At 67.4% G+C, this 19,580-nt stretch carries 16 protein-coding genes; 6 read left to right on the forward strand and 10 right to left on the reverse strand.

Annotation, left to right across the window (positions count from 1 at the left end; translation table 11 throughout):
- Window positions 1–43: 43 nt before the first annotated feature.
- From WS51_RS07470 to WS51_RS07495, 7 genes are all read right to left on the reverse strand, one after another.
- Window positions 44–1,465, reverse strand: coding sequence for a sigma-54 dependent transcriptional regulator (locus WS51_RS07470; protein WP_069228878.1), 1,422 nt, complete (start codon window positions 1,463–1,465; stop codon window positions 44–46).
- Between the two features lie 108 nt (window positions 1,466–1,573).
- Window positions 1,574–2,158 carry a hypothetical protein gene (locus WS51_RS07475; protein ID WP_069228879.1) on the reverse strand — a complete coding sequence of 195 codons (585 nt, stop codon included), beginning with the start codon at window positions 2,156–2,158 and terminating at the stop codon, window positions 1,574–1,576.
- A gap of 156 nt (window positions 2,159–2,314) precedes the next feature.
- Window positions 2,315–3,994 carry a chemotaxis protein CheA gene (locus tag WS51_RS07480; RefSeq protein ID WP_069228880.1) on the reverse strand — a complete coding sequence of 560 codons (1,680 nt, stop codon included), beginning with the start codon at window positions 3,992–3,994 and terminating at the stop codon, window positions 2,315–2,317.
- 44 nt (window positions 3,995–4,038) lie between these two features.
- Complete coding sequence (locus tag WS51_RS30735; protein ID WP_059449544.1) at window positions 4,039–4,320, reverse strand: hypothetical protein; 282 nt, start codon at window positions 4,318–4,320, stop codon at window positions 4,039–4,041.
- A 76-nt stretch (window positions 4,321–4,396) separates the two neighbouring features.
- A complete protein-coding gene (locus tag WS51_RS07485) occupies window positions 4,397–4,987 on the reverse strand; it encodes a hypothetical protein (protein WP_059449543.1) in 591 nt (196 codons plus the stop codon).
- Window positions 4,988–5,098: 111 nt separating this feature from the next.
- On the reverse strand, window positions 5,099–5,425 hold the full coding sequence (locus WS51_RS07490; protein WP_059449542.1) for a hypothetical protein: 327 nt from the start codon (window positions 5,423–5,425) through the stop codon (window positions 5,099–5,101).
- A gap of 1,897 nt (window positions 5,426–7,322) precedes the next feature.
- Window positions 7,323–8,249, reverse strand: a complete 927-nt coding sequence (locus tag WS51_RS07495; RefSeq protein ID WP_059506707.1) for an AraC family transcriptional regulator — start codon at window positions 8,247–8,249, stop codon at window positions 7,323–7,325.
- Between the two features lie 183 nt (window positions 8,250–8,432).
- Between WS51_RS07495 and WS51_RS07500 the strand changes: the two genes are divergently transcribed.
- Together WS51_RS07500 and WS51_RS07505 are read left to right on the forward strand one after the other, a co-directional pair.
- Entirely contained in the window at window positions 8,433–8,894 is a 462-nt protein-coding gene (locus WS51_RS07500) for a (2Fe-2S)-binding protein (protein WP_059449539.1), read from the forward strand.
- 2 nt (window positions 8,895–8,896) lie between these two features.
- Complete coding sequence (locus WS51_RS07505; protein WP_060271460.1) at window positions 8,897–11,107, forward strand: xanthine dehydrogenase family protein molybdopterin-binding subunit; 2,211 nt, start codon at window positions 8,897–8,899, stop codon at window positions 11,105–11,107.
- A 103-nt stretch (window positions 11,108–11,210) separates the two neighbouring features.
- Here WS51_RS07505 and WS51_RS07510 read toward each other — a convergent pair whose 3' ends face one another.
- Complete coding sequence (locus WS51_RS07510) at window positions 11,211–12,413, reverse strand: Fic family protein (RefSeq protein ID WP_069228881.1); 1,203 nt, start codon at window positions 12,411–12,413, stop codon at window positions 11,211–11,213.
- 438 nt (window positions 12,414–12,851) lie between these two features.
- On the opposite strand from WS51_RS07510, the gene WS51_RS07515 reads away from it, so the two are divergent.
- The 4 genes from WS51_RS07515 (at window position 12,852) to WS51_RS07530 (ending at window position 16,256) form a co-directional block, all read left to right on the forward strand.
- Window positions 12,852–13,250: a winged helix-turn-helix domain-containing protein gene (locus WS51_RS07515; protein WP_059449537.1), complete on the forward strand. Its 399-nt coding sequence runs from the start codon at window positions 12,852–12,854 to the stop codon at window positions 13,248–13,250.
- Window positions 13,251–13,608: 358 nt separating this feature from the next.
- Window positions 13,609–14,787: a type III secretion system cytoplasmic ring protein SctQ gene (sctQ, locus tag WS51_RS07520; RefSeq protein WP_069229158.1), complete on the forward strand. Its 1,179-nt coding sequence runs from the start codon at window positions 13,609–13,611 to the stop codon at window positions 14,785–14,787.
- A 3-nt stretch (window positions 14,788–14,790) separates the two neighbouring features.
- Window positions 14,791–15,465, forward strand: coding sequence for a type III secretion system export apparatus subunit SctR (sctR, locus tag WS51_RS07525; RefSeq protein ID WP_044847619.1), 675 nt, complete (start codon window positions 14,791–14,793; stop codon window positions 15,463–15,465).
- The gene (locus WS51_RS07530) at window positions 15,462–16,256 is read left to right on the forward strand and encodes a lytic transglycosylase domain-containing protein (protein WP_069228882.1); all 795 of its coding nucleotides are present in this window, start codon (window positions 15,462–15,464) and stop codon (window positions 16,254–16,256) included. Before sctR ends, WS51_RS07530 begins: the two co-directional genes overlap by 4 nt.
- A 53-nt stretch (window positions 16,257–16,309) precedes the next feature.
- On the opposite strand, the gene asnB is transcribed toward WS51_RS07530, so the two are convergent.
- Together asnB and WS51_RS07540 are read right to left on the reverse strand one after the other, a co-directional pair.
- Window positions 16,310–18,277: an asparagine synthase (glutamine-hydrolyzing) gene (gene asnB, locus WS51_RS07535; protein ID WP_069228883.1), complete on the reverse strand. Its 1,968-nt coding sequence runs from the start codon at window positions 18,275–18,277 to the stop codon at window positions 16,310–16,312.
- Between the two features lie 271 nt (window positions 18,278–18,548).
- Window positions 18,549–19,580, reverse strand: coding sequence for an EscU/YscU/HrcU family type III secretion system export apparatus switch protein (locus tag WS51_RS07540; RefSeq protein WP_059805586.1), 1,032 nt, complete (start codon window positions 19,578–19,580; stop codon window positions 18,549–18,551).

A 19,580-nucleotide genomic window follows, 5' to 3' on the forward strand; every position in this document is an offset into this window, starting at 1 on the left:
CCCGCGCGACGCCGGGCCACATGCCGCGCCAGCGCGACCGGCATCAGCCGTGCAGGCCGTGCGCGGTCATCAGGCGGTACAGCGTCGCGCGCGAGACGCCGAGTTCCGCCGCGGCGTCTGCATGCTGGCGCCGATGCCGCAACAGCGTTTCCTCGATCGTGCGCCGCTCGGCCTGGCGGCGCGATTCCGAGAGCGTCGGCGGCCGGTGCGACGTATATTGATGCAGCTCGAGATCAACGGCCGAGATCAGCGGGCCATTCGTCATCACGACCGCGAAGCGGATGCGGTTGATCAGCTCGCGCACGTTGCCGGGCCATGCATAGTTGTGGATCGCCTCGATCGCGCACGGCATGAAGCCGCGGATCCGGTGCGCGCTGTCGCCGCGATAGCGCTGCAACATGTGCTCGGCGAGCAGCATGATGTCGCGGCCGCGCGCGCGCAGCGGCGGCTCGTCGATCCGCAGCACGCAGAGCCGGTAGTACAGGTCCGCGCGGAACCGCCCCGCCCGCATCGCGGCCTCGAGATCGACATGGGTCGCGGACACGATGCGCACATCGACCGGAATCGACGCGTGCCCGCCGAGCCGCTCGACCTTGCCCTCCTGCAGGAACCGCAGCAGGCTCGCCTGGCTCTCGAACGGCATGTCGCCGATTTCATCGAGAAACAACGTGCCGCCGTGCGCGGCCTCGATGCGGCCGATCTTGCGCTGATGCGCGCCGGTGAACGCGCCGCGCTCGTGCCCGAACAGTTCGGCCTGCAGCAGCGTCGTCGGAATCGCCGCGCAATTCACGGCGACGAACGGCGCGTCGGCGCGCGACGAATGCCGGTGGATCGCCGACGCGGTCAACTCCTTGCCGGTGCCGGATTCGCCGGCGATGAACACGGTAGCCTCGGTGTTCGCGACCTTGCGGATGGTCGCGAACAGACGGCGCATCGCGTCGCATGCGCCGATCATCGACCCGCCGGGCGGCACGGCCTCGATCGCCGGATCGCCTTCCGCCAGTTTCAGCATCCCGTACGCATGGCCGACGAGATAGCCGATCGTCGTATGGGCCGTCGCATCGCACACGTAGCCGAAGCAGCACTGGCGAATCAGGCGCGCGATGGCGGCGTCGCGCAGCCGTTCGTCGACGGCGAGCGCGACCCAGCCGACGCGCGGATCGCGCAGCAGCGCCTCGAACGACGCGACGTCGGGCGATGCGAAGTCGTCGAAATCGACGATGCCCCCATGCAGGCGGTTCGCCTTCACGAGATTGAGTGCGTCCGCAACGGATTTGGCGCGCCACACGTCCCAGCCGCGCGACGCGAGGCAGTCGACGAGTGCTGCATCGGGACGCTGGGACAGATACACGAGCGGGCGTGACGACACGCCAAGGTGTCGCCGGACCGCGACGAACGGTGGCGTGCACGGTGGCCGTTCACTCTCGTGCGGGCCTGACACACTGATCGGGCAGCATTGGTTCACGATGGCCTCGCCGCATTGGGTTGTCTGGCTAAACGGGCGGCACGAAACGGTGCGCGGCAGGCTTGCCTGCCCACCACGCCGCCGGCATGTCCGCTCGGGAAAGTTTCATCATCGGCAGAACACGACACGCTGCGTGTAGATCTGCGGCTCGACAACGGGCCGCGCGGCCTGGTTGAGGTCCTCGCGATAAGTACGGTAGGTCTTCCCGTTCACCGTCACTTCCGACGCGGGCGCCGTCTCGATCGTGTTCAGCCCTCTGCTCTGCCAGTCGCTGACGCGCGCCGACGCGGACACGCTCGATTCGCCGGCGATCTTCTGCGTGATCGCGCTGCTGTCGCTCCATGGCTGGGTCTGCATGTCCTGCGCGTGCTGCATCGCGCCGACCGTCTTGCCGGTCGGCGTCGGCCCGTTTTGCGCTTCGAACGGCGCGCCACGGCCGTACACCGGCGATTGCCACGACGGTGCGTGTCCTTCCGCCGGCATCATGTAGATCATCTGCGGATCGCCGACCATCATCATCGGCACGCATGCGGTGTTGTCCGGGCGGCCGAGCGTCGTCAGCGCCTGCTGGACGCTCGCGGCATTCGCGAGGGTCTGCTCACTCAGGATGACGAAGACCGCAGGATTCTGGAAAACCGACTGCGCGGCGACTTGTGTGCCGTACAGCAGCAGCGCGACCAAAAAGATCCTCATGATTGAGGCCTCCTTGCACCCTGGTCAGGCAAAAAGAGGTGTTGACCTCGGGGATGGGACCAACACCCGTCAAACTTGCGACGCGCGTCGCGCCGTGGATCCCGCCGGCTTCCGTGCGACCGGGATGCCGATCGCACGGAAGCCTCGACCGCATGCTTACGACGACGTGCTCGTCGAGATGACGGCCGGCGCAGGCATCGCCGGCGCGGCCGGAGCGGCCTGCTGATCAGCCGCGGCCGGCGTGTCGGCGGACGGTGCGGGCGTGGCGGCGGATTCGGCTGCGTCCGTTGCCTTCGCATCGGCGGCCGGCGTGTCAGCAGCCGTAGCCGCTGCGGCCGGCTGCGCGGCTTCCGGCGCGGGCGGTTCGCTTGCCGCCTGCGATGCCGGTTCGGCAGGCTTCGCATCGACCGCGGGCGTTGCGGCATCCGCGGTCTGCGGTGCGGCGGTGGTCGCGGCCGAGCCGACTTGCGCGATGTCCGGCGACGGCGTGTCGGCGGCCGGCGCTGCCGACGCTTGCGCGGCACTGTCGGTTGCGGCCGGTGCGGGTTCCGGGGCCTTGTCGGCGACTGCCGGCACGGGTTCCTGCGCCTTCGTATCGACCGCTGGCGTGGCCGTCGCTTGCGCGGTGGCTTCGGTTGCGGCCGGCGCCGGTTCCGGGGCCTTGTCGGCAACAGTCGGCGCAGGTTCCTGCGCCTTCGTATCGACCGCAGGCGTGGCCGTCGCTTGCGCGGTGACTTCGGTTGCGGCGGGCGCCGGTTCCGGGGCCTTGTCGGCAACAGTCGGCGCCGCAACGACCGCGGCAGCCGGCACCGCGCTCACCGCAGCCGGCGCAACGGCAGGCGCAGCGCTCATCACCGCCGGTGCAACGACAGGCGCCGCACTCGCCGACGGTGCTGCCGCGGCAATCGGTGCGGCAACGGCGGCGGGCACGAGCGCAGCGGCTTGCGTCGCCTTCACGGCGGTCGCTTGTGCTGCAGCGGGCACCGTGCCGACTGCCGGTGCAGCGATCGACGGCGCGGGTGCAGACACCGGCATCGGCGCCGCCTGGACCGCGGTCGTCGCCACCGGGCGCGCTTGCACGGGCGCGGCGGCGTCGAGCGGCGGCAGGCCCATGCGGCTGCGCACGAGCGGATCGCGATACTTCACGTCGTCGGCCACGGTCGCTTCGGCCGCGGGCGCCACGTTCGAGCGCGCGAGCGGTGCGGTCGTGCCCGGGCACAGGTGGCCGGTCGCTTCCACCGCGCGCCGGTTCGCATCGCTCTGGCAAAGCAGCGCGAGCGCAACGTCGGTTAACCCCATCGCCCGGAATTCACGCGCGTCGAGACGACGCACGCATGCCTGGTCGACCAGGGTCGTGCCGCCCGTCGCGCCGAAGCCCGGAAACGACACGCCGACGCTCACCGAGCCCATGCAGGTATCGGACAGCGTGGTCGTGAGCCCCGGCGCCTGGATCGCCGGGTTCGTCTTGATCGTCTGGGTGCCCGAGTAATTGACGTTTTCCGACGTCTGGGTGTTGTACGGGCTGGTGCCGGGCGCGCCAGCGGCGAGCGAGCTCGTGCTCTGCGGCGTCACGTTCGAGCCGCCGCTCGTCGAAGACGGCAGGTTCAGGTTCACCTGCACGCTCGAATTGCCGCTGCCGCGAATGCCGCTGCTGCTCGTGGCATTGCCGCCGGTCGTGGTGTTCGTGTTCATGCTCGCGCCGCCGCCGAGGCTGACCGCCGTCGACGACGTCGAGGACTGCGCGCTTGAAGTCGAGTCGGCGGTCTGCGCTTGGGCACCGATCGTGGCCATCGCGAACATTGCCGCACATGCCACCCTGATCTTGTTGCTGTTCATTTCACTCTCCGGACGAGGTTTGACCTCCCACCCAGGCAACCGTGTTAATTCCCCTGAATTCCTTCAGCTTTGCCTGCTTCCCCGAACTGCTTCCAGCCGCTGCCCAGCTGGGACCATGAACCGCCCGACATGCCCGGCCATTGCGGGGCCGCCGATGCGCCGATGGCACTGCCCGACGAAAGCGCGTGTTGTTGTGACGGTTTGGTTGTCTGGTCAGGGTTGTTTGACGTCTGCACATTCGATTGCACGTCGTCGGCAGCACGGTCAGCGCCATACGCCGTCAAAGACGCGAGCATCAGAGCGGCGGCAATCAGTTTCTGCTTCATGCCAACTCCTTACGGTGACAACAAGGCGACGAAAGAGACCAGCGTCGTTGGGAAGCTGGCCCCCCCGACACCCGAATCAGGGACTGCCGGCAGTCGCGCCGGAGCTGCCCTGGCTGCCGCCCGAGGCGAATGGCGATCCGGCCGGACCGGTGCCCCATACCGTCGACGAGTTGATGTGGTTCGAGCCCGCGACCGTTCCCGACCACCCGCTACCCGCCATGCCGGCGGCACCCGCGTTGGCGATGCCGTTGTCGTTCGCGCCGGTTGCCGTGTAGTGGTTCGCGCCGAGTACGATCGTGGCGGTCACCCCTCCCGACAGCGCATTGGCGTTCTCGCTCGTGTTGCCGTTTCCACCGAACGAGCCTGCGGCACCGATACCGCCGCCTGCCGCGAATGCGCCCCCGTTCGTGCCCCAGCCGCTGGCCGTCGAAGTCGAGTCGTGATAGGCGGATGCCGTGCCGGTGGATCCGGCGGGTGTCACGGTACTTCCGGCGTTCGCGCCCGCGACCGACGTCGAGTTGCTCGTGTAGCTGCCGGTACCGACCAGCACCGAACCCGACACGCCTGCCGCAACGGACTGCGTCTGGTTGAATGTGGACGGTCCGGACGCCAGCACGGCCGACGAAAGGACAGTGAGCGCTGTCGCTAAAATGACGTTGGCTTTCATAGCAGTTCCTTGCTGTGAGGAAGTTCGGTGGCCAGAGCGCCGGGTCCGCCCCCGCGGGACGAAACCCGGCATCCGTGCCACCTGCCCATGACGAACGCTATGCGCCGCGGCTTAGTAGTGATACATCGTCCAGCCGGTCGAACCGGCGTTCGCGCCGCTGGACCCGCCGGCTTGGGCGCCGCCGAAGCCGAAGCCGCTCACCGTCGACGTGTTGATGTGGTTCGTGTACGAGATCGAGGTGCTCGCGCCGCCACCGGCCGTTGCACCGGCGGCGCCGAGCGCCGCGCCCGAATCGGTCGCGGTGAAGTGACCGAACCCGACGACACCGGCCATCGTCTGGCCACCGCTCGACGAGTTGCTGGTCGATACCGTGCCGCTCGCTGCGAACGCTGCACCCGAGACCGCCATAACTGCTGCTGCAATCAGAAGCTTCTTCATGGTCGACTCCATAACGGCGTGGACGGAACAAGCGAGGAAAGCTGCACGCCTTCAACTTCCCTGCCTCAAGCAATCCCTGAAATTAAGGATCACTATCCAATCACAAAGAACCGATTCATTTCGAATCCGAAACCACGTAACGTTTGGCCAGTCGAAGTTCAAGCTCGTATTTATTTGTTTTTTGGATTTTTTTAGGACATTTTCGACATCCAATATCGAATCGTGGATATCGAAAAACAAATTGCCTCACGCACCCGAATGCAGATACTCGCCATTCTGGACCAGTCTTTTTCGACATCCGCACGCGCGACATACCGGCACCCGGCATTCGCTTCGGCGATCGAAAATGCGTGAAAATGATTAACTACCGAAAATGCAGCGCCATCGGAAACATGCACGTCATCGTGGCGATAACGGGCCTGCATTACGGTGAGTCGGCATCGCGTCTCCCTGAGCTACCGATCAACGATCTTCCGGATGATCCGGCCATCGCGTATTCGAGCTAGTCCGGCCGGCGCCCGCATTTGCCCGGCCCAATCGATACGGCACTGCACGGGCGAAGTCGGATCGGGGTCGCGCCGTCCGGCATGAACAGCCGGACCCACTCGGACGCGTCGAAGGAAGGAAAGCACCGCTGTCGGCCGGTCGTCATGCGGAAAGACAGGCGTTCCAGCACGTGCAACGCGCGCACGCATGGAACCCGGCAACGCGCCCGCGACGCTGGCACTGCATCGCGAGCCGTATTCCGAGCTGCCCGACTACCCCACGGATGCGCAAGGAATGCGCGGAACGAATGACTGCTTCTGGTCTTCATCGCTGTTTCCCCGACTGCTTATTGACGAACGCGCAGCCCCCCATCTTTGTCGCATCAGGTCGACCGTTCGCCGGTGCGTCCGTTGTCGCAAGCGGCATGCCATGCGTGATTCCACCGATGGTTGCCTGACGTGTACCGTCCGCGACGCCGCCCATATCGCCGGGAATCGCATTTTTTGTTTCAGGAATGTATCGCGACAACCGTGGGCAACATGCGCCGATCATTGAATACGGCGAAGCAATCCCGGAAAAGACGGACGAATGCGGCCTTCGGAGCCTCGCACGAAGGGGTGGCGAACAGGCGTTTCATACTTGAGAAGTGCGTGGTCGCACATTGCGGCCGATCGGCACATCGGCCCTGCGAAACCGCGTGCCGCGGCTCGTTTGACAGCATTCGCATGCGCGGAAAACGCCGAATCGAAATGCGTGGCGCCCGGTGCAGCAGAGCGTGCACGGCGGATACGGGCAAGCTTCCGGACGTGCGTCCCCGGCCGCCGCGAAACGCAATTGATTCATCCGTGAAAATACCGACGGGATCACGCGTCGACCAACAGTACGAAGCGCGGCGAGAAAACGGCGATTGCGGGACGGGCCGACATGGCTTTCACGTCGCCTGCATGTCGGGAAAAGTGACAGCATGTGCCGCACGAACCCTTCAATATGCTTGATCCGCTTTTACTGCCGTCATTCAATTCGATGTCAATAATCGTCGCGTTCCAATCTCTGGATGACGACACACGATGCGCGCGAGAAACATTTCCGATGAAATATCGACCGAGAATTCTTATCGCTGAAACGTGCTCGCGTAAAGCACGATCCATGCAGAAAATGCGTGACGGCGCGACTTTTTCCCCGCTTCGACCAGTCGGTGCGTGTGCTGCGCGGGTGTTCTCATACCGGTTCGCGCGATCCAGGGATGCATGCATGAAACAGAAGTGCGTGTGCGGCGCGACAGCGCTGTCAGCGGCTCTCGCTCGCCCGCGTGCGACGGCTCCGGCACGCGGATTGTATGGCGTCACGGTTCGGCGCAGCGCAGCGCGCGACGAAGCGACGCGCGATGCAATCGAAATGAACCGCGCTGCCGTTACGTGCCGAGCAATTCCTTCTTGCGCAGATGCACGACGTCGCGCATCGGCGGCGCACCGAACAGCCGGCTGTATTCGCGGCTGAACTGCGATGCGCTTTCATAGCCGACGGCGGCGGCCACGGAGCCGACGTCGCCGCCCTGCCGCAGCAAGAGCCGCCGCGCTTCGTGCAGCCGCAACTGCTTCTGATACTGCAGCGGGCTCAGCGTGGTCACGTGCTTGAAGTGATGGTGGAGCGACGACACGCTCATGTTGACCGCCTGCGCGAGCGTGTCGACGCGCATCGGCTCCGCGTAGTGATCGCGGATCCATTCGATCGCGCGTGCGATCCGGTGCGTCTGGCTGCCGGCGACGGCCATGTGCCGCAGCCGTGTGCCCTGCCCGCTCGTCATCAGCCGATACAGCAGCTCCTTCTCGATCAGCGGCGCGATCACCGGAATGTCGGCCGGCGTTTCGAGCAGCCGCAACAGCCGCAGCGCGGCATCGAGCAGCGGCGGCGTCAGCTCGCCAAGCGCGATGCCCTCGCCTTCGGGGCCGGCGTCGGGCTCGGGCAGCCGCATTTCGGCCGCGAGCTCGACGATGCGCTGCGGATCGAGCGTGAGCGACAGGCACAGGTACGGCGCCTCCGGCGACGCCTGCGTGACGCGCGAGAGAATCGGCAAGTCGATCGACGTAATCAGGCAATTGCGCGCGTCGTATTCGTAGGCCTGGCCGGCCACGATCACGCGCTTGGCGCCCTGCGCGGCGATCACGAGCGCGGCGCGCGACACGCCGCAGCCGAGATCGACCGGATGCCCGTGCCGATGCAGCATCAGCGCCGGCACGGCCGTCGAGTGGGAGCCGTCCGTCGGCGCGAAGCGGGCGATCAGCGATGCCAGTTCGCGCCGCCCGGATTCGCGCGACGCCGCGATATCGGTCATGTCCATGACGGGTTCCTCGCTTCGTTTCCCGGAATCGCGGAAGCATAGCGAATCGCTCGCGGCCGCGCCGGGGATTTGCAGGATTGTTCAATAAATTTGCAGGAATGGGTAGACGCAAAAATCGCGCGCTCGCGCACACTGCCCGCTAACCGGGCGCATGCCGGGTTTTCCCCATGGAGACATACAAAAATGCCTACCTCGTTTGTCCTCAACGGCAAGACCGTTACGCTCGATGCCGATCCGTCGATGCCCGTCCTCTGGGCGATCCGCGAGCATGCGGGGCTGACCGGCACGAAGTTCGGCTGCGGCATGGCGCAGTGCGGCGCGTGCACCGTCCATCTCGAAGGCCAGGCCGTGCGCTCGTGCGTGCTGCCGCTCGCCGGCATCGCGGGCAAGCACGTCACCACGATCGAAGGCCTGCAGAGCAAGCCCGCGCAGGCCGTGCAGGCCGCGTGGGTAAAGCTGCAGGTGCCGCAATGCGGTTATTGCCAGTCCGGCCAGATCATGTCGGCCACCGCGTTGCTCGAACAGAACCCGAAGCCGACCGACGCGGACATCGACGCCGCGATGAACGGCAACATCTGCCGCTGCGCGACCTACGCCCGCATCCGGGCCGCGATCCACGACGCTGCCGCGACGCTGGGAGCCTGACCATGACGATCGAACTCGACAATCGCGATTCGGTGCGCCCGTCGCGCCGCACGTTTCTGAAGGCCGCGGGTGCCGCGGCCGCCGTCAGCCTGACGATCGGCTTCGAGTGGGCCGGCCTCGGCCGCCGAGCGCTCGCCGAGACGGCACCCGCCACCGACTTCGCGCCGAACGCATTCCTGCGCATCACGCCCGATGGCGCGGTCACCGTCGTCGCGAAGCACGTGGAAATGGGCCAGGGCGCGTACACCGGCATTGCGACGATCGTCGCCGAGGAGCTCGATGCCGACTGGTCGAGCGTGCGCGTCGAAAGCGCGCCGGCCGATGCGAAACGCTATGCGAACCTCGCATTCGGCACGATGCAGGGCACGGGCGGCAGCTCGGCCATGTCGAACTCGTGGCAGCAACTGCGCGAAGCGGGCGGAAAGGCGCGCGCGATGCTCGTATCGGCCGCGGCGGCACGCTGGAAGGTGCCGGCCGGCGAATTGACCACCGCCGACGGCGTCGTCACGCACGCGAAGAGCGGCAGGACGGCCGCGTACGGCACGCTGGTTGCCGATGCGGCGAAGCTGCCGGTGCCCGACAAGGTCGCGCTGAAGCAGCCGGCCGACTTCAAGCTGATCGGCCATCGCATTCCGCGCGTCGACGGGTCCGCCAAGTCGAACGGCACCGCGCATTTCACGCTCGACACGACGTTCCCCGGCATGCGCGTCGCGCTGCTGCAGCGGCCGCCGCGCTTCGGCGCGACGGTCAAGTCGTTCGACGCGACGGCCGCCAAGGCCGTGCCGGGTGTCGTGTCGGTCGTGCAGGTGCCGGGCGGCGTCGCGGTCGTCGCGACCGGCTTCTGGGCCGCGAAACAGGGCCGCGACGCGCTGAAGGTCGACTGGGACGAAACGAACGCCGAAAAGCGCGGCTCGGACGAAATCATGCGCGAATACCGGCAGCTTGCAGCGAAGCCCGGCGCGTCGGCGCGCAAGGACGGCGATGCGGACGCCGCGATCGCGGGCGCCGCGCGCAAGATCAGCGCGACATACGAATTCCCGTATCTCGCGCACGCGCCGATGGAGCCGCTCGACGCGGTCGTCAAGCTGACCGCGAACAGTTGCGAAATCTGGGCCGGCGACCAGTTCCAGACGGTCGACCAGGGCAATGCCGCGCGGGTTGCGGGCCTGAAGCCCGAGCAGGTGCAGATCCACACGCTGTATGCGGGCGGCAGCTTCGGCCGCCGCGCGAACGCATGGTCGGACTACGTGGTCGAGGCCGTGTCGATCGCGAAGGCGCTCGGCGCGGATGGCAAACCGGTCAAGCTGCAGTGGACGCGCGAGGACGACATCCAGGGCGGCTTCTATCGCCCGATGTACTTCCACAAGCTCGATGCGGGGTTGACCGACGACGGCAAGCTGGTCGGGTGGCGCCATCGGATCGTCGGCCAGTCGATTCTTGCCGGTACGCCGTTCGAGGCGTTCATGGTCAAGAACGGGATCGACGCGACGTCGGTCGAGGGCGCGGCGAACCTGCCTTACGCGGTGCCGAACGTGTCGGTCGAGCTCACGACCACCAAGGTCGGCCTGCCCGTGCTGTGGTGGCGCGTGGTCGGCAGCTCGCACACCGCGTACGCGGTCGAGGCGTTCATCGACGAAGCCGCGCACGCGGCCGGCAAGGATCCGTACCTGTTCCGCCGCGACCTGCTCGCGAAGGAGCCACGCATGCGCGCGGTGCTCGAGCTGGCCGCGCAGAAGGCCGGCTGGGATCCGGCAAAGCCGCTGCCGAAGGGCCGCGGGCGCGGGATCGCGGTGGCCGAGGCGTTCAAGAGCTATGTCGCGCAGGTCGCGGAAGTGTCGGTCGACGCCGACGGCAAGGTGAAGGTCGAACGCGTCGTGTGCGCCGTCGACTGCGGGATCGCGATCAACCCCGACATCGTCGCCGCGCAGATGGAAGGCGGCATCGGCTTCGGTCTCGGCGCGGCGCTGCACAGCGCGATCACGCTGAAGGACGGCCAGGTCGAGCAACGCAACTTCGACGGCTATCACGTGCTGCGGATGGCGGAGATGCCGAAGGTCGAGGTGCATATCGTGCCGTCGGCCGAGGCACCGACCGGGGTCGGCGAGCCGGGCGTCGCGCCCGTTGGACCGGCGGTGGCCAACGCGATCTTCGCGGCAACCGGCAAACGGCATTACGTGCTGCCGTTCGATTCGGGCGACACGGCGAAGGCTTGACGGGGCGGTGAAATGCCAAGGCGACCGCGTGACGGAGACGTTACGCGGTCGTTTTTTTATCGCACCGCCGCTCGCCGCCCGCGACGGGATGGCCCCGTATCGCTCACTCCTGCTCGACTTCCGGCCAAAGCCTCGGGAAAAGAAATCGCAGTGCCGCAAGCGGCAATCCGAACGAAAGCTCACCGCGGTGCGAAGGTGAGGTCAAAAGCCCGAAGTCGAGTAGCGATCGAACGATGCGGCGCGCCAACACGTCGCTTACGCCAAGCATCTGCGTGAACTCGGCGCGCGTCACGGAGCGACGCAGTGCCACGAATTCCATGGCCAATGCCGCGGTTTCCGCCTTGATGACCGACTTTTCCGAACGGATGCTCCATGGATTGAATTCCAGATACCGCAGCAGATCCAGCAGGCGCCCCATCACTCCGTCGAATTCGGTCATACGGACCATGAATCCGACCTGATCCTCACAGCAATCCAGAAAGAACCGCGCGAATCTCACGAGCCCTTCCTGAGACAGGTTGCCCCGCCCGTCCAGATCGTTGCGTCGAATCTGATCGGCATCGCTCAGCCTCACGTAATACTGCTCATGCTCTCGCGCCAATCCGCGAAGCGGCGACCACAGCCCATGAGTGAGATCGGCGGCGCGTAATCCGAGATGCGAATGCAGACGCGCCACCCGGCCGTTACCGTCCATGAACGGGTGTACCCACGCCAGACGATGATGCGAGCACGCGATCGCGATCACCTGATATTCCTTCGCGCGGATACGGGCGTAACGTGCTGACCATGCCTGAAGCAACGGCTCGATCATTTCCGGCTCCGGTGCCAGATGGCGTCCGACCGTCACATCCAACCGCCGAAGCTCACCCGGGACAATGATGTGTCCGTCCTCAGTGAGTCGCTCGTCCGCAGGCAAACAGGAAAAGAACCGCTCGTGGATAGCCAGGATCCGCGCGGGCTCGAACAATGCGGCGACCGGACTGGCGGCCCATTCCTCCTCGAGTGCAGTTTCCGTTGCGATATGAGCGACCGCGAAGCGCTGCTTCTTGCGCTCCGCAATATCGGACGAATAGTCCCGGTGAAGCGCCGCCTCGATCCTGGCAGGCGTCGTATGCTGCCCCTCGATCTTGTTCGTGTAGTACGAATTCATTGCGCGCAACTGGGGAACGAGCGCTCGGGCCAACGGGGTGTCCGTCACGGCAAGCAACCGCTGCGACGAATCGACGAGTTGCGCGGCTTGTTCAAGCAACGGATCGAGGACGCGATCCTCGGGAAACAGCGGTTCGAAGCTGGCAACGGTCGTCATGCTTTGCTGTCGGGTTCCGTGTAGAGTTGAATGTAGGGTTTAATGTCCGGATTATAGCCACTTACATCTATGATTTATATAGGTTTTATCTAATTTTGCGTCGGGTTGAATGTAGGGTTCCATGTAGAGATCGTTTTGCCTTGACTCGCGTGACCCAACGCGTCTGCGGCAACCTCGGGCTGGACCCACCCGCGCCCCCGTAACACCGCCCGTAACGCCCGTAACGTTCCCGCCCGATGCTACGTAACAATCCTTCAATATTGCTCCGACCCTTCCGCGGCCCGTCGCACATCCCGCGTTAAAAATTCTTTTAGATTCAAGGCCGGCGCGGCGCCAGCCGCGCTCCCGCCGCTCGCCGATGCCTGACAGGCCGTCCCTGGCCCGGAAGTTGCGGTACATGACTCGCAAACACTCCTTTACGGACATGCGAGGGCCAACATGGATTGCAAATACCTGTACATCGACAACATAAAAATCAACTTCGTGCGCCGCACGATCGAAATCGACAACAAAGTCGTCGACGTCACGCCGCGTGAATTCGACGTCGTCGAATTCCTGCTCGACAACATGAATAAGATCGTGCCGCGGCAGGCGATCCAGGAAGCGGTCTGGGGCCGCGAGCTCGGCGTGTCGTCACGCACGCTCGATACCCACATCTCGCGCATCCGTTCGAAGCTGCAGCTCGATCACGACAAGAACCTGCGGATCATCCCGATCTATGCGGTCGGCTACCGGCTGGTGCTGTTCGGCGCGGCCATGACGCACGTCGAGCGCCACGACGCCGCGCCGATCCTGCGCGCCGCGCCGCAGCCGGCGATGGCCGCCGACTACGCATAACGCGTAGCGGCGCATCCGCGCGCCGCCGCTGCGCGGCGCGCCGGCAAGGCTCCCCACCGCGCCGCACGTCCGACGTGCGGCGCCTCGCGGCCCGGCACGCGTGCCCGCCGCGCCACGACCGCCGCCTCCGGGCGGCGGTCGCCTTTGTGCGCATGGCATGTCGCATCCGGCCACGCCGCTGCGCGGCAGGCTTCGTAGCTCGCCGCCGCCCGCGCGGCCGCCGCGCGCACACGACTACGGATTCCGGCGCGGCACACGCCCGGCGCCGTCCCTACAATCGACGCAGCAGCCGCGCGCTTCCTGCGCCGTCGGCCACAACGACCCGTCGAACCAACGCCGAATCCGCTCCGATCCCGCCGTGCCTGCGCTGTCCCTGACGAATGCCGACGCCGGCGACGCCGCGAACCGGGCCTCGCCCGCCGCCGCCCCCCCGGCCGCCGCGGCGCCCGCCATCCCGCCCGCTCCGGCCTCGGCTGCGGTCCCGCTCGACGCGTCGCCGTGGCTGCCGCGCGTGTCCGCCGCTGCCGCGCGCGGGTTGTCGCACGCATACGGCGCGACGGCCGCGGTGCCGGTCACGCTTGGCGAACACGCGTACGAAGTGCGCTGGCGCGTCGACGCCGAACCGGCCGCCGATGCCCACGCGTACCGCTTCGTCATCGGCCCGGCCGCCGGCACGCTCTGGATCGACCCGATCGCGGAAGACGCATGGCTGGGCGACGCGGCGGACCCCGCCGTGCCGGCCGTGATCCGCGCGGCGCTGCTCGCCGACCTGGCCGCACCGTTGTCGGCCGTGCTGCAGGCGGCGACACGGCAACGCGTGGAACTGTTGCCGCCGCCGGCGAGCGTGCCCGCGTGGCGCACGTCGCCGGCCGCGCTGCGCTTCGAACTGCGTCGCGCCGACGGCGCATGGCGCTGCCACGGCGCGCTGCTGTTCGACGCGCCGGACGCGCTCGCGGTGTTCTTCGCGACGCCGGCGGCCGCGCGGCCCGACACGCGCGCCGCGTATGCCAGCCTGCCGGTGCCGCTGGTATTCGAGATCGGCCGGACCGAGCTGACGATGGCCGAGCTGGCCGATGTCGTCGGCGGTGACATCATCGCGATCGAGCGCTGGCGCGCGCATGAGCAGAACCTGCTGTGCGTCGCGCGGGTGCCGGCCGCGCCGGCGTGGGAGATCACCGGACGGCCGTCGGGCAACCGGCTGACCGTCGAACGAATCAGGGAGATGCCTTTGGAACCGACCCGCACCGACACCCCGCCCGCGACCGCGCAGGACGCGTCGCCGGACGACGCGCCGCGCTCGTTCGACGCCCTCGCGGTCGACCTGCGTTTCGAATTGCCGCCCACGTCGATCCCGCTCGGCGAACTCGGCGCGTTGCAGCCGGGCGCGGTGATCGAACTGCAGCAAGGCATCAACCAGAGCGTGATCCATCTCGTCGCGAACGGGATGCTGATCGGCACCGGCCATCTGATCGCGGTCGGCCAGAAGCTCGGCGTGCGCGTCGCCACGCTGACGCAGCCCACGCCGCGCGAGCGCTGAACGATGGGCAGCCTGCCGAATCCGGTCGCGCTGATCGCGGTGATCGCCGCGCTCGGCATCGCACCGTTCGCGGCGCTGATGGTGACGAGCTACACGAAGCTCGTGGTCGTGCTCGGCCTGCTGCGCTCCGCGCTCGGGATCCAGCAGGTGCCGCCGAATCTCGTGCTCAACGGCATCGCGCTGATCCTGTCGCTGTTCATCATGGCGCCGGTCGGAATGTCGATCCGCGACGCGCTGCAGGCGCGCCACTTCGACGCGTCGGGCCAGTTGTCGACGGCCGACATCGGCGCGCTCGCCGATGCGGCGCTGCCGCCGGTCAAGGATTTCCTGGTGTCGCACACGCGGCAGCGCGACCGCGAATTCTTCGTGCGCACGGCCACGTCGGTTTGGCCGAAGAACCGCGCCGACGGCATCAAGGACGACGACCTGCTCGTGCTGGTGCCGAGCTTCACGCTCGCCGAGCTGACCAAGGCGTTCCAGATCGGCTTCGTGATCTATATCGTGTTCATCGTCGTCGACCTGCTGGTCGCCAACATCCTGCTTGCATTAGGGATGCAGATGATCTCGCCGACGACGATCTCGGTGCCGTTCAAGTTGCTGCTGTTCGTCGCGCTCGATGGCTGGTCGCTGCTCGTGCACGGGCTCGTGCTGTCGTACCGCGTGGCGGGGGCGGGATGAGCGCGCGCGGCCCGCGCGACATCGTCGCGAGCCTGTGCGCGCTGCTCGCGCTGGCGCTCGCATGCGCGGGCATGCAGCCGCGCGGCGCGCACGCGGCAGGCAGCGCCGCGGGCTTCGCGCAGCTTGCGCGCGCGTGCGCACCGAACGTCGATCCCGACACGCTGGCCGCGCTGGTGCGCACCGAATCCGGCTTCAATCCGTATGCGATCGGCGTGGTCGGCGGCCATCTGACACGCCAGCCCGCGTCGCTCGACGAAGCGCGCGCGACCGTGGGCGAACTGGCCGCACGCGGCTTCAGCTACAGCGTCGGACTTGCTCAGGTCAACGTACGAAACTTCGCGAAATACGGCCTCGACGATACGACGATGTTCGAGCCATGCCGCAACTTGCGGGCAGGCGGCGCGATCCTGACCGAATGCTTCGCGCGCTCGTCGAACACCGGGCGCCCCGCGCAGGCCGCGCTGCGCGCGGCGCTGTCGTGCTACTACAGCGGCAACTTCACGACCGGATTCTCGACCGGCTATGTGAGCCGCGTCGTCGCGAGCGCGCAGCGCAATGCGCGCGAAGGCGGCGTCGAACCGATCCCGGTGGTGCGCGACGTGCCGCCGCCCGCGCGACAACGGCGCATGGACGCGGCCGCGACCACGCCACCCGAACGCGCGCGCAGGCTCGCGTCGCCGGCGGCGTCCGCCGACGCGCCGTCGTGCCATGCACGGCCGGTCGTGATGATGTGTCGTGGATTGTCGGCAAACCAGGCGAAGCGGCTGTGCGTGCGGTGTCTCGATCAGTAAGCGAGCGACGAACACGGCGCACGACGTGACGCGGCTCGCCCGGCCATCCCGCGTCACGTCGCGCGCTGATGCTCCAGCCACGCCTGGAACATCAGCACCGTCCACAGCTGATGCTGCCAGTTCATCCGGCCCGTCAGGTGCTGCCGCCACAAGCGCTCGACGGCCTGCGCGTCGAAGAAGCCCTCGTCGCGCAACCGCGACGGCTGCAGCAGCGCGTCGGCCCACTCGCGCAGCGCGCCGCGCAGCCAGTGATCGACGGGCGCGCAAAAGCCCTGCTTCGGCCGGTCGATCAGCGCCGACGGCACGTAGCGGTCCAGCAGCCGGCGCAGCAGCGCTTTCGACTGGCCTTCCGGCAAGCGCACCGACGCGGGCAGCCGCCATGCGAATTCGACGACGTGATGATCGAGGAACGGCATGCGCGTCTCGAGACTCACCGCCATCGCGGCGCGATCGACCTTCGCGAGGATATCGGTCGGCAGGTACGTGAGCGTGTCGATCGCCATCGCCTGCTCGGCGAAGCTCAGGTGCGCGGGCCATGCGGACACCGTATCGAGCGGCGTCGGCGGCTCCTGTCCGGCGAGCGCGATGCGCTCGGGATGATGCACCGACGACATCAGCAGCCGGTACAGCCCGATGCGGCTCTCGGCCGTCATCACGTGGCCGAGCTTGTGCAGCCGGTCGCCGATGCGCGTCGCCGAGTCGCGCGCTTCCACGCCGCTCCATGCGCCCTGCGCGACCGCCGCGAGCTGGTCCGCATGATCGGGGCGCAGCGCATGCAGCGCGGCGGCGATCCGCGCGCGCACCGCCGCCGGCACGCGATGCAGCTTGCGCCACAGACGCGGCGTCAGGAAGTAGCGCGTATAGCCGCCGAACAGTTCGTCGCCGCCGTCGCCGGACAGGCTCACCTTCACATGCCGGCGCGTCAGCTCCGACACCAGGAAGGTCGGAATCTGCGAGGCGTCGGCGAACGGCTCGTCGTAGATCGCCGGCAGCTTCGGCACGACACCGAGCGCATGGTCGGCCGTCACGTAGAGCTCGGTATGGCGCGTACCGAGATGCCGCGCGACCGCCTTCGCATAGCCGGCCTCGTCGTAGCCGGCCTCGTGAAAGCCGATCGTGAACGTGTCGACCGGGTTCGCCGATTGCGCCTGCATCAGCGCGACGATCGCCGACGAATCGATGCCGCCCGACAGAAACGCGCCGAGCGGCACGTCGGCCTCCATCTGCCGCGCGACGGCCTGGCGCAGCACGGCGTCGAGCTGCCCGACGGCGTCGTCGGTGCTGCCCTCGAACGGCCGCTCGCGGCCGGCTTCGATCGCCTGCTCGAGCGTCCAGTACGCTCGCACGCGCGGCGTGTCGCGCGCATGCTCGAACTGGATGAAGGAGCCCGGCGGCAGCTTGCTGATGCCGCGATAGATCGTATGCGGCGCGGGCACGCTCGACTGGCGCAGGTACAGGCACAGCGCGTCGCGATTGATCGTGCCGTCGAAGCCCGGATAGCCGCGCAACGCCTTCAGCTCCGACGCGAACACGAGTGCATCGCCGATCCGGCCGTAATAAAGCGGCTTCTCGCCGATCCGGTCGCGCGCGAGCGTCAGCACCCGCGACGCGCGATTCCACAGCGCGAACGCGAACATGCCGGTCGCGCGCCGCAGTGTCGCGTCGACGCCCCACGCGGCGATGGCCGCGACCAGCACCTCGCTGTCGGAGTGGCCGCGCCACACGGGCGCGCGACCCGCGCGCTCGAGCTCTGCGCGCAACTCGCGATGGTTGTAGATTTCGCCATTGAAGACCATGACGTAGCGGCCGCACGCGGATACCATCGGCTGCCGGCCGTGGACCGACAGATCGACGATCGCAAGCCGCCGGTGACCGAGCGCGATACCGGCTTCCGGGTCGACCCAGAGTCCCTGCCCGTCGGGCCCGCGATGCGCGAGGCTCGCCGTCATTCGCGCGAGGGTGCCGCGCGCTGTCTCCTCATCGAAGGCGACGCTATTCAGAAAGCCGTCGATTCCGCACATTGATTTGTCTGCCTCTGTTGACCTGTTCCGTCAGCGGCGGCGCCACTTCGCAGCCCGCCGCCCGGCTGACGGTCGAGCCATATTACGAAGAAATAAATCATCAATAATTCATGGGTGAACGTCGGACAAATCCGGAAAAAAACGGCGTCAAGCCCGAAGTACGACCGCCGTGGCGAGCAGGAAACGGGTCCACATCATGGCGCATCGGCGCATCGACGCATCGGCGCAGCGCGAGCATGCCGGCGCGCGAGGCCCGCCGGGGGCGTGCTCGTCATGCCGCGCCCGTCGCCCACTTCAGCAGTTGCGCGACTTCGCGGAAATGCTGCTGCTGGATCGTGCCCTTTTCGGGCGTGCTCTCGTACAGCGCCTGCGCGAGGCCGGCGTTCGCGAGCGTCGGCCGCAGCGCGTCGCGCGCGAGCCGCACGATCCGTTCGGCCGCCTCGCCCTCGCCGCGCGCGAGCACCCACGGCAGCGTGCCGACGCCGCCGTAATAGAGCGCGACCGCGACGCTCGACGAATAAACGACCACCGACGCGAAGCCGATCCGGTCGGGCAGCGACGAGAATTGCGCTTCGCGCGCGAGCTGCCGGCGCTTCGCCTCGATGTGCGGATCGCCTTCGTCCTCCTTGTATTCGCGCCGCACCTCCTCGATCGACATCTTCATCTTCTGGCTGAACTCGCGGCGCTGGTGCACGATGTCGATCAGCGCCATCACGATATAGATCAGCGCGGCCCAGCCGAACAACAGCATCAGCAGCTTCACGATCAACGCGAGAATCGACATCGGCCGCGTGAAACCGGACTGCACCGCCGGGTCGAGCGACTCGACGATCAGCCAGCCGAGCGTCGCGACCAGCAGCACGGTCTTCAGCAGCATCTTCGCGAGGTTCACGAGGTTGCGCATCGACCACATGTTCTTGAGCCCCTCGGCCGGATTGAGCCGCGACAGCTGCGGCACGAGCCGGCTCCACGCCATCACGCCGCCCACCTGCACGAAGCCCGCGAGCAGGCCGGCCAGCAGTCCGGCCGCGACGATCCGCGCGGACAGCAGCGCCCAGTCGCGCGCGGCGCCGTCGATCAGCGCCGCGAGCCGCGCGCCCGGATCGGCCGCGCCGGCCGCATCGAACACGAGCCGGAACAGCGCCTGCAGCCGCGCGAACAGCGTGCCGATCCCGACTGCGAGCGCGACGCATACGCCGACGAAGAACGCCGACGAGATCGTCTCCGCGCTCTTCGGCACGTCGCCTTTCCGGCGCGCCTCGCGCAGGCGCTTCGCGGTCGGCTGCTGATTCTTCTCGGACAT

The sequence above is a fragment of the Burkholderia territorii genome (genome assembly GCF_001718335.1).
GTDB lineage: Bacteria > Pseudomonadota > Gammaproteobacteria > Burkholderiales > Burkholderiaceae > Burkholderia > Burkholderia territorii.